Origin of the sequence: Bradyrhizobium sp. Ce-3, assembly GCF_022835695.1 — a bacterium.
GTDB lineage: Bacteria > Pseudomonadota > Alphaproteobacteria > Rhizobiales > Xanthobacteraceae > Bradyrhizobium.
This window is the reverse complement of sequence record NZ_BQUV01000010.1, coordinates 1-12,978: the sequence shown is the minus strand read 5'-3', so window position 1 is coordinate 12,978 and position 12,978 is coordinate 1. Positions and strand designations below refer to the sequence as shown.

The 12,978-nt window shown below is 65.1% G+C and carries 13 protein-coding genes and 1 other RNA gene; 8 read left to right on the top strand and 6 right to left on the bottom strand.

What is annotated here, in order from left to right:
- Positions 1-63 precede the first annotated feature (63 nt).
- The 3 genes from BRSPCE3_RS29540 to BRSPCE3_RS29530 all read left to right on the top strand — a co-directional run bounded on the left by BRSPCE3_RS29540 (position 64) and on the right by BRSPCE3_RS29530 (position 3,859).
- Positions 64-1,515: an NCS1 family nucleobase:cation symporter-1 gene (locus BRSPCE3_RS29540; protein ID WP_244069868.1), complete on the top strand. Its 1,452-nt coding sequence runs from the start codon at positions 64-66 to the stop codon at positions 1,513-1,515.
- Between the two features lie 177 nt (positions 1,516-1,692).
- A complete protein-coding gene (locus BRSPCE3_RS29535; protein ID WP_244069867.1) occupies positions 1,693-2,205 on the top strand; it encodes a TIGR02281 family clan AA aspartic protease in 513 nt (170 codons plus the stop codon).
- 154 nt (positions 2,206-2,359) lie between these two features.
- Complete coding sequence (locus BRSPCE3_RS29530) at positions 2,360-3,859, top strand: phosphomannomutase/phosphoglucomutase (RefSeq protein ID WP_244069866.1); 1,500 nt, start codon at positions 2,360-2,362, stop codon at positions 3,857-3,859.
- A 193-nt stretch (positions 3,860-4,052) separates the two neighbouring features.
- Here BRSPCE3_RS29530 and BRSPCE3_RS29525 read toward each other — a convergent pair whose 3' ends face one another.
- The 4 genes from BRSPCE3_RS29525 to BRSPCE3_RS29510 form a co-directional block, all read right to left on the bottom strand.
- Complete coding sequence (locus tag BRSPCE3_RS29525) at positions 4,053-4,553, bottom strand: Lrp/AsnC family transcriptional regulator (RefSeq protein ID WP_024578797.1); 501 nt, start codon at positions 4,551-4,553, stop codon at positions 4,053-4,055.
- Positions 4,554-4,629: 76 nt separating this feature from the next.
- On the bottom strand, positions 4,630-5,577 hold the full coding sequence (locus BRSPCE3_RS29520; RefSeq protein WP_244069865.1) for a sugar kinase: 948 nt from the start codon (positions 5,575-5,577) through the stop codon (positions 4,630-4,632).
- A 164-nt stretch (positions 5,578-5,741) separates the two neighbouring features.
- Positions 5,742-6,692 carry an NAD(+) diphosphatase gene (gene nudC / locus BRSPCE3_RS29515; protein ID WP_244069864.1) on the bottom strand — a complete coding sequence of 317 codons (951 nt, stop codon included), beginning with the start codon at positions 6,690-6,692 and terminating at the stop codon, positions 5,742-5,744.
- A 7-nt stretch (positions 6,693-6,699) separates the two neighbouring features.
- Positions 6,700-7,119: an HIT domain-containing protein gene (locus tag BRSPCE3_RS29510; RefSeq protein WP_244069863.1), complete on the bottom strand. Its 420-nt coding sequence runs from the start codon at positions 7,117-7,119 to the stop codon at positions 6,700-6,702.
- Between the two features lie 111 nt (positions 7,120-7,230).
- Here BRSPCE3_RS29510 and ffs point away from each other — a divergent pair.
- The 5 genes from ffs to BRSPCE3_RS29485 all read left to right on the top strand — a co-directional run bounded on the left by ffs (position 7,231) and on the right by BRSPCE3_RS29485 (position 10,831).
- Positions 7,231-7,327, top strand: an RNA gene (gene ffs, locus BRSPCE3_RS29505) — signal recognition particle sRNA small type.
- 112 nt (positions 7,328-7,439) lie between these two features.
- The gene (locus BRSPCE3_RS29500; protein WP_244069862.1) at positions 7,440-9,293 is read left to right on the top strand and encodes a DNA polymerase III subunit gamma/tau; all 1,854 of its coding nucleotides are present in this window, start codon (positions 7,440-7,442) and stop codon (positions 9,291-9,293) included.
- A gap of 21 nt (positions 9,294-9,314) precedes the next feature.
- Positions 9,315-9,635 (top strand): YbaB/EbfC family nucleoid-associated protein, encoded by a 321-nt coding sequence (locus BRSPCE3_RS29495; protein WP_021079589.1) that lies wholly within the window; start codon positions 9,315-9,317, stop codon positions 9,633-9,635.
- Positions 9,636-10,241 (top strand): recombination mediator RecR, encoded by a 606-nt coding sequence (gene recR, locus BRSPCE3_RS29490; protein WP_244069861.1) that lies wholly within the window; start codon positions 9,636-9,638, stop codon positions 10,239-10,241.
- A gap of 146 nt (positions 10,242-10,387) precedes the next feature.
- Positions 10,388-10,831: a hypothetical protein gene (locus BRSPCE3_RS29485; protein ID WP_375709977.1), complete on the top strand. Its 444-nt coding sequence runs from the start codon at positions 10,388-10,390 to the stop codon at positions 10,829-10,831.
- A gap of 253 nt (positions 10,832-11,084) precedes the next feature.
- On the opposite strand, the gene BRSPCE3_RS29480 is transcribed toward BRSPCE3_RS29485, so the two are convergent.
- Together BRSPCE3_RS29480 and BRSPCE3_RS29475 are read right to left on the bottom strand one after the other, a co-directional pair.
- Positions 11,085-12,458 (bottom strand): AmpG family muropeptide MFS transporter, encoded by a 1,374-nt coding sequence (locus BRSPCE3_RS29480; RefSeq protein WP_244069860.1) that lies wholly within the window; start codon positions 12,456-12,458, stop codon positions 11,085-11,087.
- A gap of 77 nt (positions 12,459-12,535) precedes the next feature.
- Positions 12,536-12,841, bottom strand: a complete 306-nt coding sequence (locus BRSPCE3_RS29475; protein ID WP_244069859.1) for a GIY-YIG nuclease family protein — start codon at positions 12,839-12,841, stop codon at positions 12,536-12,538.
- Positions 12,842-12,978: the final 137 nt, after the last annotated feature.

The window sequence follows — 12,978 nt, the reverse complement described above, 5'->3', positions numbered from 1 at the left end:
CAAACGGTGATTAGATTTGCAGGCTGGGATGGGATCACGGGCTCGCACATTGGGGACGCTGCCATGGAGATCAAGAACGCATCGCCGTCGCTGTACAACGAAGATTTGGCGCCGGCCAGGGAACGCAACTGGGGCGCCTTCAGCATCTTCAACGTCTGGACCTCGGACGTGCATAGCCTTTGGGGCTATTATCTCGCCGCCAGCCTGTTCCTGCTCTGCGGCAGCTTCGTCAACTTCGTCATCGCGATCGGCGCCGGCTCGCTGGTGATCTTCGTGCTGATGAGCCTGATCGGCAATGCCGGCGTCAGGACCGGCGTGCCCTATCCGGTGCTGGCGCGGGCCTCGTTCGGGATCTGGGGCGCCAACATTCCGGCGCTGGTGCGCGCCATCGTCGCCTGCTTCTGGTACGGCGCGCAGACCGCGGCGGCCTCGGGCGCGATCGTCGCGCTGCTGACCCGCATCGACGGCTTCAAGGCGTTCCACCAGTCGAGTCACATGCTCGGCCATTCCACCCTCGAGGTGATCTGCTTCGTGGTGATCTGGGCGCTGCAGCTGCTGATCATCCAGCGCGGCATGGAAACGGTGCGCCGCTTCCAGGACTGGGCAGGCCCCGCGGTGTGGCTGATGATGCTGGTCCTTGCGATCTATCTCTGTATCGCGGCCGGCGGCATCTCGCTGACCGCGCCGATCCCGCAGGATGTGCTGCTGGAGAAGACCAAGGAGGCCGGCGTGCCGGGCGTGCCCGGCTCGTTCCCGGCGCTGTGCGCCGTCGCCGCGACCTGGATCACCTATTTCGCCGCGCTCTATCTCAATTTCTGCGACTTCTCGCGCTACGCACCCGACGTGCACGCGCTGCGCAAGGGCAATATCTGGGGCCTGCCGGTCAATTTGATCCTGTTCTCGCTGGTCGCCGGCGTCACCACGATCGCGGCCTTCAACGTCTATCACGAGGTGCTGCTGCATCCCGACCAGATCTCGGCCAAGTTCGACAGCTGGTTCCTGGCGCTGCTCGCCGCGGTCACTTTCGCGGTGGCGACGCTCGGCATCAACGTCGTCGCCAATTTCGTCTCGCCGGCGTTCGATTTCTCCAACGTGTTTCCGCGCCATATCGATTTCAAGAAGGGCGGCTACATCGCGGCGCTGATCGCGCTGGCGCTGTATCCGTTCGCGCCCTGGGAGGGCAGCGCCGCCTCGTTCGTCGGATTGATCGGCGCGACCATGGGGCCGATCTTCGGGATCATGATGGTCGATTATTATCTGATCGCCAAAGGCCGCGTGAACGTGCCGGCGCTGTACCAGGAGGACGGCGAATATCGCTTCCAGAACGGCTGGAACGTCAGCGCGCTGGTCGCCGCCGCGATCGGCGCCCTGTTCTCGTCGGTGCTGCCGAACTTCACCTCGCTCCTGCCTTCGTGGTGGGCGGTCTATGGCTGGTTCTTCGGGGTCGGGATCGCGGGCGCGGTCTATTACGCGCTGCGCGTGGCGATGCCGAGCCCGGTCGCCAAAACCGCCTGAGGGGCGGCGAATTCGTCTCCGGGCAGGCGGCCGACGACATTCGGCCGCCTCTGTCCGGTCATCTTAACCCTTCGCTCATCCTTTTCGCCAAAATGGCAGGCTCGTGCGCTCGCCCTCGCTCGCGGCGGGGCGGGCGGCGTGGTGAAATTGCGTGTTCGGTTTTCCGAGTATGGTGTCATGCGTAACCTGATGATTTTCGCGGCCATCCTGATCGGGCTGGGCACCTTGATGGCCCAGATGGCCAGCAAGATGGCCCCCGCCGCCGCGACCACCACCAAGCAGACCATCGCCCCCGCCGTCACGGTGGCGCAGGCCAGCGCCCGCACGCTCAGCATCGCGCCCGATCCGCGCGGTCATTTCGCGACCGACGGCCGCATCGACGGCCAGCGCATCAACTTCATGGTCGACACCGGCGCCTCCGTGGTTGCCCTGAACGAGACCTCGGCCGCGCGCTTCGGCCTGCGCCCGGTGCCGGGCGATTACACCTCGCGCGTCACCACCGCCAACGGCACCATCAAGGCGGCGCCGGCCCGCCTCGCGATGATCGAGATCGGCGGCCTCACCGTGCGCGACGTCGATGCGCTGGTGCTGCCGGACGAGGCATTGTCCGAAAACCTGCTCGGCCTGTCCTTCCTGTCCAAGCTGAAGCGCTTCGAATACGCCAACGGCAAATTGTTGCTGGAGCAATAAATCCAGCCCTTTCGGGGTATAAGCGGCGACTCGATATCGCCGCCATTTCCGCCGTAATTGTCGGCCACCAGCCGCAGTCCCACCTTTCGCCCGGCCTGCGCATTCGCTAAAGGCTGCGGCGACGTCTTCTCGCATGCGACCATAAGGCCGACCCATGTTTCCCAAGCCGAAACCCGCGCTGGTTCCGAACACCTATGCCTTCGAATCCGAGCCGATGGTGAAGCCGACCGGGTTTCGCGAATACGACGCGCGCTGGCTGTTCAACAAGGAGATCAATTTGATGGGCGTGCAGGCGCTGGGCATGGGGCTCGGCGCGCTGATCGCACAGCTCGGCGTCAAGCAGGAGATCGTCACCGGTCACGATTTCCGCGGCTATTCCGCGTCGATCAAATACGCGCTGATCTCGGGCCTGATGGCGGCCGGCTGCAAGGTGCATGACATCGGGCTCGCGGTGACGCCGATGGCCTATTTCGCGCAGTTCGATCTCGACGTGCCCTGCGTCGCGATGGTCACCGCCTCGCACAACGACAATGGCTGGACCGGCGTCAAGATGGGCGCCAACCGTCCGCTCACCTTCGGCCCCGACGAGATGACGCGGCTGAAGGAGATCGTGCTCAACGCCGATTTCAACAACAAGGCCGGCGGCTCCTATCAATTCCATGAAAACTATCCGGCGCGCTACATCGCCGATCTCACCAGCCGGCCCAAGCTGAAGCGGAAATTGAAGGTCGTGGCGGCCTGCGGCAACGGCACCGCGGGCGCGTTCGCGCCGCAGGTGCTGCAGGCGATCGGCTGCGAGGTAATCCCGCTCGACACCGAGCTCGATCACACCTTTCCGAAATACAATCCGAATCCGGAAGACATGGAGATGCTGCACGCGATCCGCGATGCGGTGCTGGCGCACAAGGCCGATGTCGGCCTCGGCTTCGACGGTGACGGCGACCGCTGCGGCGTGGTCGACAACACCGGTGAGGAGATCTTCGCCGACAAGGTCGGCGTCATGCTGGCGCGCGACATGTCGGCGATCAACGCCAATGCGCAGTTCGTCGTCGACGTGAAGTCGACCGGGCTGTTCGTCACCGATCCGGTGCTGCAGAAGCAGGGCGCCAACACGGTGTATTGGAAGACCGGCCATTCCTACATGAAGCGCCGCACCAACGAGCTCGGCGCGCTCGCCGGTTTCGAGAAATCAGGCCACTTCTTCTTCAACAAGCCGTTCGGCCGCGGCTATGACGACGGCCTGGTGTCGGCGATCGCGATCTGCGAGATGCTCGACCGCGCCCCTGGCAAGTCGATGGCCGACCTGAAGGACGCGCTGCCGAAGACCTGGTCGTCGCCGACCATGTCGCCGCATTGCGCCGACGAGGCGAAATACGGTGTGGTCGACGCCGTGGTGAAGCACTTCGAGACGCTGCAGCAGCAGGGCGCGCAGGTCGCGGGCCAGAACATCCGCGATCTCGTCACCGTCAACGGCGTCCGCGTCACCGTCGCGGACGGCAGCTGGGGCCTGGTGCGCGCCTCGTCGAACAAGCCGGAGCTCGTGGTCGTGGTGGAAAGCCCGGTCAGCGAGCAGCGGATGCGCGACATGTTCGAGGCGATGGATTCGGTGCTGCGCACGCATCCCGAGGTCGGCGAATATAATCAGAAGATTTGAGCTGGGTGCTCGCCGCGAAGAACGGCGTCATCACCCGCGAAAGCGGGTGATCCAGTACGCCGGGGCTTCTCGATTGAAAACCGCTGTCTCTGGAATACTGGATCGCCCGGTCCATGTGCGCAATTGCGCACAGTCCGGGCGATGACAGTTGAGAAGGCGGCGAGCCGCGCGATGGCACAGTTGAGAAAGAGTCTTACGCCGCCGGCACCGGCAGCGCCGTCACCGACTTGATCTTCTCCATCGCAAAGCGCGAGGTGACGTTCTTCAGCGGCACGGCAGAGATCAGCTTCTTGTAGAACACGTCGTAGGCCTGCATGTCGGCGACCACGACGCGCAGCATGTAGTCGACGTCGCCGGCCATCCGGTAGAACTCCATCACCTCGGGCATGGCGCTGACGGCGTCGGCGAATTTGCGCAGCCAGGCTTCCGAATGGTCGGCGCTCTCGACCGAGACGAACACCGAAATCCCGAGCCCGATCTTGTTCTGGTCGACCAGCGCCACGCGGCGCAGGATCACCCCGTCGGCCTCGAGCCGCTGGATGCGCTTCCAGCACGGCGTCGACGACAGCCCGACCCGGTCGCCGATTTCGGCGACGGAGAGCGAGGCGTCCTCCTGCAGCACGGTCAGGATCTTGCGATCGATCGCGTCGAGGCGGCGGTTGTTGTCATGAAGCTGAATGGCGACATCGGTCATAGAAGAAAGTTCCACATGAAGGTTCAAACTCCCTCATATAGAGAAAAATCTTCCAAATCAAGCGGGCCGTATCCGGTCAGGCCGGCCGCACCTCGGCGTGTTCGCCCAAAAACGCTTCAACTTCAGCACGTTGCGGTGCGGCATAGGCACCCCCGAAGCGGGTGCATTTCAGCGCCGCGGCGGCGGAGGCGAAGCGCAGCGCCTGCCGCAGCTCCTGCTTCTCGGTGATCGCCAGCGCAAAGGCGCCGTGGAAGACGTCGCCGGCGCCGAGCGTGTCGACGGTATGGACCGGGAAGGCGGGGGTTTCCTCGAGCTCGCCCCGCTCATTGAGCCAGATCGTGCCCATCGGCCCGCGGGTGCCGGCCAGGAACGAGGGGGTGAGCTTGGCAAGCTTGTGCAGCGCCTGGCCGTCGTCGGTGACGTCGGCGGTCTCCTGCAGCGGCTCGCTGGAGAACACCAGGTGCGAGGAGGCGGTGAGCAGCCCCTCCCGCATCGACATCGCGCGGTCGACGTCGACCACCACCGGAATGCCGCGCTTGACCGCCTCGGCGCACAGTTCGGTGCAGAACGGCGCGCAGCGGCTCTCGGTCAGGATCGCCGCGCAATCCTCCAGCAACAGCTCGGTCGGCGGCAGCTTGACCTTCCAGAGCTCCGGATCGCGGAAGGTGACGATGGTCCGCTCGCCGGTGTCGTCGATCATGATCGCCGAGATCGGCGTCACCAGATCAGGCATGTGGATGAGATGGTTGGTCTCGATGCCTTCTTCCGCCAGCTTGTCGAAGATGTAGCGGCTCGAGGTCTCCCGCTGATCGCCCATCGGTCCGCAGATCGAGACCCGGCCGCCGAGCCGGACGATGCCGATCGCCGCGTTCAGCGCGTTGCCACCGCAGATCTCCTCGAAATGCGTCGCATTCTCCTTGGAGCCGCGCGCCGGAACGCCGACGCGGAACGTCAGGTCGCGCACCGGCAGGCCGATGCAGAGGATGCGGGGCGGAACTTTCGGGGCGCCGTCTTGAAAATTCATGCAGGGATCCGTCGCAATGGTTCCACGCGCGATGATCCTCATCGCGCTTTAGCTCATTGTTTGGGCATGATCTTTTCGGAAAACCGCTTCGCACTTTTCCGGATCATGCCGTCTACTGCCAGGCAGTACGCAGATCTAATCGGCAGAACGATGTCCGGTTCCCGCTATTGGTCGAGCGGATTCCGGTGGTGCACCCAGCGGCCGAGCAAATGATGGGCAATCGCGAACGGATGCGGACCGGCCAGGCCGTCGGGATGCTGGCGCTTGAGCATCAGCGTCGCCTCGGCGTGGTCGAACCAGCGTGCATCCTCGAGCTCGGAGCGGTCGACCACGATGTCCTCGTTGGTCGCGCGCGCGGTGCAGCCGATCATCAGCGATGACGGGTAGGGCCAGGGCTGCGTCATGTAGTAATTGACGTCGGTGCAGCGGATGCCGCTTTCCTCGAAGATCTCGCGCCGCACCGCGTCCTCGATGGTCTCGGCGGCCTCGACGAAGCCGGCGAGGCAGGAATACATCCCGGGCATGAACTGCTTCTGCCGTCCCAGCAGCACCTTGTCGCCCGACGTCACCAGCATGATGACCACCGGATCGGTGCGCGGAAAGTGCTCGGCCTTGCAGCTCGGGCATTCGCGCTTCCAGCCGCCCTCCCGCATCGCGGTGCGGGTGCCGCAGTTCGGGCAGAAGCCGTGGCGCTGATGCCAGGTCACCATCGATTTCGCCATCGCGATCGCCGACAGCTGCTCGGGCGGCACCACGCCCTGCATCGCCATGCCGCGCAATTCGGTGATCGCGACGTCGGCGCGCCCGACCAGCTTCTCGGCCGCCTGCGGCGCGATCCCCATGCCGAAGATCGGCGCGGCATCGCGCAGCCCCAGGAAGATCGTGCCGGGATTGGCGCCGTAGCTGCGGGCCTCCTCCAGCGAGAGCAGGGCACGCGCCCCGCCTTCGTCCTGCTTCACGACCAGCGAGTCGCGATAGATCACATAGGCTCTCGCCTCGCGGTGGCCCTCCAGCGCGAACAGTTTCTCGTCATTGCTGCGCAGATGCGCGGCGCGGTCCAGCACATGGGTGACGAAGGCCGGCTGGCCGAGCGGAAATGAATCGGACGTGGACATTGAATTTTCAACCCAACCAGATCTTGCGGCGAAGCGCGTTGATGAAATTCTGCACTTCCTCGGCGTCATGCGCCAGCGGCGGCATCACGCCCCAAACGGGACGCGGCCATGCAGCGTCGCTGGTGCGGCGCGCGATGAGATGGACGTGAAGCTGCGGGACGAGGTTGCCGAGCGCTGCGACATTCAGCTTGTCGCATTTGGTGACCTCTTTGAGGGCCCGCGAGACGCGGGTGATCTCGGTCATCAGCTGCGCCTGCTCGACCTCGTCGAGATCGATGATCTCGACCGCGCCGTCGCGCCGCGGCACCAGCAGCAGCCAGGGATAATGCGCGTCCTTGATGACGAGCACCTTGCACAGCGGCAGGTCGCCGATGTCGATGGTGTCTTTCTTGAGCTGCGAATGCAGCGACCAATTGGAGGCGGGCATGAGGGGCAAATAATGCCTTTCCATGTTCCCAGACAAGTCCCACAAAGCCAGCCTTACAAAGCCGGGTCAGGCGGCTTGCTTTCCGGCGGTTTTGGCCCCAAATAGGGACCGGGAGATTGGCGGTGGACGAGCCACTCGCCAACCGGGTCAGGTCCGGAAGGAAGCAGCCCTAACGAGGTCCGGATCGGGTCGCTCGTCAGTCTCCTACCTGTTTTTCCGAGCGAATCGCGCTGGAATGGCGGTCTCCGCGCCCGGCGCTCGATTTCGGCTCCTATCCGCACGCCGGCCGAAGAGACAATTCCCTAGTTGCGGATCGATGCATGAATGACGCTGGCGACCCCTCCCAACCGTCCGACGGCGCAGGCAAAGCAAGCCTTGACGGCGGCTTTGATCTGGGCGGCGGGCCTGAAGCGGCCAAGCCGTACCGCGTTCTCGCCCGCAAATACCGCCCCTCCAGCTTCGAGGATCTGATCGGCCAGGAGGCCATGGTCCGCACCGTCTCGAACGCGTTCGAGACCGGGCGGATTCCGCAGGCCTGGATCCTGACCGGCGTCCGTGGGGTCGGCAAGACCACCACCGCGCGCATCCTCGCACGTGCGCTGAACTACGAAAAGCCTGATGGTTCGGTGCAGGGGCCGACCATCCACATGCCCGACCTCGGCGTGCACTGCCAGGCGATCATGGAAAGCCGGCACATGGACGTGCTGGAGATGGACGCCGCCTCGCACACCGGCGTCGACGATGTCCGCCAGATCAATGACAGCGTGCGCTATGCACCGGCGAGCGCGCGCTACAAGGTCTACATCATCGACGAAGTCCACATGCTGTCGACGGCGGCCTTCAACGCCTTCCTGAAGACGCTGGAGGAGCCGCCGGAGCACGCCAAGTTCGTGTTCGCCACGACCGAAATCCGCAAGGTGCCGATCACGGTGCTGTCGCGCTGCCAGCGCTTCGATCTGCGCCGTGTCGAGGCCGACGTGCTGATGAAGCACCTCGGCAACATCGCGGCCAAGGAGGGCGTCGAGGTCGAGCCCGAGGCGCTCGGCATCATCGCACGCGCCGCCGAGGGATCGGTGCGCGATTCGCTGTCGCTGTTCGACCAGGCGATCGCGCATGCCGCCGGCAAGGTGAAGGCCGACGCGGTCAGGCAGATGCTCGGCCTCGCCGATCGCACCCGCGTCATCGATCTGTTTGAACAGCTGGCGCGCGGCGATATCGCGGCAGCCTTCGCCGAGTTCCGCGCGCAGTACGATGTCGGCGCCGATCCGGTGGTGGTGCTGTCGGACCTTGCCGAATTCGTCAATTTCGTCACCCGCGTCAAGTTCGTTCCGGGCACCGCCGACAATGTCGCGTTCGGCGAGACCGAGCGCCTCCGCGCGCGCGAATTCGCCGCAAAACTGTCGACGCGGGTGCTGTCGCGGATGTGGCAGATGCTGCTCAAGGGCATCGCCGAGGTGCAGACCGCGACCCGCCCGGCCGCTGCCGCCGAGATGGTGCTGGTGCGGATCGCCTATGTCGCCGACCTGCCGACGCCGGACGAGGTGATCCGGATGATCGAGCAGAATGGCGGCGGCACGGCGCCCGCGATCTCAGTCTCTGCCGCATCGCAGCCGCCGCGCGGCGCACCGACGTCGGCCATGTCCGCGATGCCCTCAGTGCCGGTGCGGGCGCCGCAGGCTGCGCCGCGCGCCGATCTTGCCGCGCGTCCGCAGATGGCCGCGCCCGCCGCCAATGCCGCGCCGACGTTGCGGATATCGAGCTTTCCGCAGCTGATCGCGCTTGCCGGCGAGAAGCGCGACATCATGACCAAGAGCGCGCTGGAGGCCGATGTGCGGCTGGTGCGCATCGAGGATGGCCAGCTCGAGATCGCGCTGGAGCCGAAGGCGCAGCGCGCGCTCATCACCGATCTGCCGCGCAAGCTCGAACTGTGGACCGGCCGGCGCTGGACCGTGATCATCTCCAACGAGGCCGGCCAGCCCACGGTGCGCTCGCAGAACGAATTGGCGCGCGGCGAGCACCAGCGCGCCGCCGAAGCCGATCCGCGCGTGCAGGAGGTGCTGGCGCGCTTCCCCGGCACCAAGGTGGTCGAGGTGCGCCGCCTTGCCGCCGAGGTTCCGGTGGCGGATGCTTCAGGCGAAGACCCGATTGAAACTTCCGACAGCGACGACGATTGATCTGATCATAGGAACGCAGGCATGGCTGATTTTCTCGGCATGATGAAGCAGGCAGCGCAGCTGCAATCCAAGATGCAGGAGATGCAGGAGCAGCTCGGCAATGTCGAGGTCGAGGGCATTTCCGGCGGCGGCCTGGTCGCGGTGCGCATGACCGCCAAGATGGAAGTGAAGGGCGTCAAGATCGATCCGTCGCTGATGAAGCCGGAGGAGCGCGAGGTGCTCGAGGATCTCCTGGTCACCGCGCATGGCGATGCCCGCCGCAAGGCCGAGGCGGCGATGCAGGAAAAGATGATGGCGCTGACCGGCGGGCTCGGCCTGCCGCCGGGATTTGGTCCGACTTAAATGGCTGCTGGAGTTGCCGGCCCCGAGATTGAACGTCTGATCCAGCTGCTGGCGCGGCTGCCCGGGCTCGGGCCGCGTTCGGCGCGGCGCGCGGCGCTGCATCTGATCAAGAAGCGCGAAGCGCTGATGACGCCGCTGACCGCGGCGCTGCAGGTGGCGATCGAGAAGATCCAGGTCTGCAAGACCTGCGGAAACATCGATACGCAAAACCCCTGCACGGTGTGCACCGATCCGCGCCGCGATCCCTCGATCATCGTCGTGGTCGCCGATGTCGCCGATCTCTGGGCATTGGAGCGCGCCAATGCGACCAATGGCCGCTATCACGTGCTCGGCGCGACGCTGTCGCCGCTCGACGGCGTCGGCCCGCAGGATCTCACCATCGATCAGCTGGTGGCGCGTGCGCATGCGGCGGAGGTCAGCGAGATCATTTTGGCGCTGAATGCGACCGTCGACGGCCAGACCACCGCGCATTACATCACCGACCTGTTGTCGGACGCCAATGTGCGGGTGACGCGGCTGGCGCATGGCGTGCCTGTTGGCGGCGAGCTTGATTATCTCGACGAAGGTACGCTATCGGCTGCCATGCGGCAGCGGACGCTGTTCTAGCCCGCGCTCGAAAGCCGGACGCCGCGGTGTCCGCCAGGCGATCCGTCACAAGTCGAAAAGATCGCACTGAAACAAAATGATAGGGTGGATGACGATTCGGGGACGGTCATCCACGCTCTGACGAATCAAAGACGGAACCACTGCAAATGACGACACACCGATTCGGCGTACGCTGGGGCTTTGCGTTCTTGAGCTCTGCGTGTCTCGCGGCAACCCTCGCCGCGCCCTGCGCGATCGCGCAGCAGAGCGATGCGCCGCAGAAGCCCGGCAAGATGATCCACGCCGGCGACGTGCTGTCGGGCGAGCTCGGCGTCATGAAGGTGCGCGACACCAAGAATCGCGGCAAGCGCGTCGCGACCTACCAGATCACCAGCGAGCCGCGCCGCCTGCCGCCGCCGAACGGTCTCTGCAACCTGGAAACCGGGCCGGAAACCTTTCAGCTGGTTCCGACCAACGACGCCCAGGCCGCGCAGCTCAAGAGCCTCTCCGGCAAGGCCATCTCGGTGAAGGTCGACGAGATCGCCTGCGCCAAGGACGCCGGCGAGATGAGCGAAGCCATCGTCACCAAGTGGAGCGTGGTGGCGAAGTAGGTTTGTGCCGCAAATTTCGCTGTCATCGCCCGGCTCGACCGGGCGATCCAGTACGCCGCGGCTTCTCCATTGGATCACGAACGCCTCTGGAATACTGGATCACCCGGTCGAGCCGGGGGACGACAGCTTGTAGCCCGGATGGAGCGAAGCGAAATCCGGGACGGTCGTGCGGGTCGAGAGATTTCCCGGATTGCGCTGCGCTCCATCCGGGCTACGTCCTTCGCGGGTGATGACAGGGGAGCGAGCGGCTGGACTAAACCCTCACCGGCCCCAGCTCGTCAAAATGCCCGCGTCGCTGCAGCCATGCCAGCAGGATCAGGCTCGGGATCGCGACCAGCACGCAGATCACGAAGAACATTTGCCAGCCGACCGCCTTGGCTACATAGCCCGCGCCCGACGACAGATAGGTGCGGCCGACCGCCGCCAGCGCCGTCAGCAGCGCATACTGGGTCGCGGTGTGCAGCGGGTTGCGGCACAGCGCCGACAGGTAGGCGACGAAGATCACGGTGCCGATCGCGCTGGTGAAATTCTCCGCGGTGATCGCCAGCGCCAGCGCCCATTGATCGACGCCGACATGCGCGAGCCAGGAGAATGAGAGGTTGGCGACCGCCTGCAGCACGCCGCCGATCCACAGGCTCGCCGCGAGCGAATAGCGCCGCGCCACGAAGCCGCCGGCAAAGCCGCCGATCAGGGTCGCGGCAAGGCCGACGCCCTTCACGATCGCCGCGTAATCGACCTTGGAAAAGCCGATGTCGATCACGAACGGCGCGGTCATGGTGCCCGAGAACGCGTCGGTGAACTTGAACAGCACCACGAAGGCGAGCGCCGCGAAGGCGTTCTTGCGGCTGAGGAACTCGGAGAACGCACCGAGCGCCGCGTGCAGCACGCGTTCGGCTGTGGTCTGCGCATGGGTGGCCGCCTCGGCGCCTTTCGATTGCACCGGCTCGGTTGCAGCAAGTGCCGTGACCATCCCGATCACGACCAGCGCGGCCATCACCACATAGCCCCACATCCAGGCCGACGGGCGCTCGACGCCCGCGGACTCGAAGCCGCTGACGATGAACAGCGCGCCGGCGGTCGAGACCAGCATGCCGATGCGATAGGCCGCGACGTACGACGCCATGCCGGCGGCCTGCTCGCTTTCCGGCAGGCTTTCGACGCGGAAGGCGTCGACCACGATGTCCTGTGTCGACGAGGCGGCCGCGACCAGCAAGGCGGCGAACGCCGCGAACCACGGCGACCGCGCCGGATCGGCCATCGCCAGCACCAGGATCGCCGCGATCAACAGCAACTGCGAGAACAGCAGCCAGCCGCGGCGCCGCCCGAACATCTGCGTGAACAGCGGCACGTGCAGCGCGTCGACCAGCGGCGCCCACAGGAATTTCAACGTATAGGGCGTGCCGATCAGCGCCAGCAGCCCGATGGTGCCGAGATCGACCCCGGCCTCCTTCATCCACACCTGCAAGGTCGAGCCCGACAGCGCCAGCGGCAGGCCGGAGGAGAAGCCAAGCAGCAGCACGATCAGCACCCGCGGCTGCAAGTACACGGCGAAGCTGTCGCGCCAGGAGGTGGCAGGCGGTTCCTGCGGCTTCGCGGGCGCGTCGGACGTCGCTTCAGGTGCTGTCATGGGTAGTTGGTAGCAGATTCGAGCCCAAAGAAGGTGTCATCGCCCGGCTCGACCGGGCGATCCAGTATCCCAGAGGCCTATCCGCCACCTGCGGCAATTTCCGGGTAAAGATCGATCCAGTCCGGATTGTCCTTCTCGATCAGCGAAACCTTCCACGCGCGCGGCCACTTCTTTAGCCGCTTCTCCCGCTTGATCGCGTTCTCGGGATCATCGAATTGCTCGAAATACACGAGCTTCACCACATCGTACTTCTCGGTGAAGCCCTCGACCAATTTCAGCTTGTGCTCGCCCACACGACGAATGAGGTCATTTGTCACACCGATGTAGAGCGTGCCGCCGATGTGGCTCGCAAGGATGTAGACGTAGTAGCTACGTGCTCCCAATTGCCGCCTCTGGAATACTGGATCACCCGCCTTCTGTTTAGCCCGGACAGATCACTGACGGGTGTTCGGAGACATAGCTGACACATCAACTTGGCTGGATTGGTCCGATTCGGGAGGCCGTCCATGCCGTGGAGTGA

Excerpts from the sequence above, each read along its gene's own strand:
- BRSPCE3_RS29510 (WP_244069863.1), bottom strand. The coding sequence starts at position 7,119 with ATGCCCGCCTCCAATTGGTCGCTGCATTCGCAGCTCAAGAAAGACACC.
- BRSPCE3_RS29495 (WP_021079589.1), top strand. The coding sequence starts at position 9,315 with ATGGCTGATTTTCTCGGCATGATGAAGCAGGCAGCGCAGCTGCAATCC.
- BRSPCE3_RS29540 (WP_244069868.1), top strand. The coding sequence starts at position 64 with ATGGAGATCAAGAACGCATCGCCGTCGCTGTACAACGAAGATTTGGCG.
- BRSPCE3_RS29525 (WP_024578797.1), bottom strand. The coding sequence starts at position 4,553 with ATGACCGATGTCGCCATTCAGCTTCATGACAACAACCGCCGCCTCGAC.
- BRSPCE3_RS29535 (WP_244069867.1), top strand. The coding sequence starts at position 1,693 with ATGCGTAACCTGATGATTTTCGCGGCCATCCTGATCGGGCTGGGCACC.
- recR (WP_244069861.1), top strand. The coding sequence starts at position 9,636 with ATGGCTGCTGGAGTTGCCGGCCCCGAGATTGAACGTCTGATCCAGCTG.
- BRSPCE3_RS29480 (WP_244069860.1), bottom strand. The coding sequence starts at position 12,458 with ATGACAGCACCTGAAGCGACGTCCGACGCGCCCGCGAAGCCGCAGGAA.
- BRSPCE3_RS29500 (WP_244069862.1), top strand. The coding sequence starts at position 7,440 with ATGAATGACGCTGGCGACCCCTCCCAACCGTCCGACGGCGCAGGCAAA.
- BRSPCE3_RS29485 (WP_375709977.1), top strand. The coding sequence starts at position 10,388 with ATGACGACACACCGATTCGGCGTACGCTGGGGCTTTGCGTTCTTGAGC.
- BRSPCE3_RS29520 (WP_244069865.1), bottom strand. The coding sequence starts at position 5,577 with ATGAATTTTCAAGACGGCGCCCCGAAAGTTCCGCCCCGCATCCTCTGC.
- nudC (WP_244069864.1), bottom strand. The coding sequence starts at position 6,692 with ATGTCCACGTCCGATTCATTTCCGCTCGGCCAGCCGGCCTTCGTCACC.
- BRSPCE3_RS29530 (WP_244069866.1), top strand. The coding sequence starts at position 2,360 with ATGTTTCCCAAGCCGAAACCCGCGCTGGTTCCGAACACCTATGCCTTC.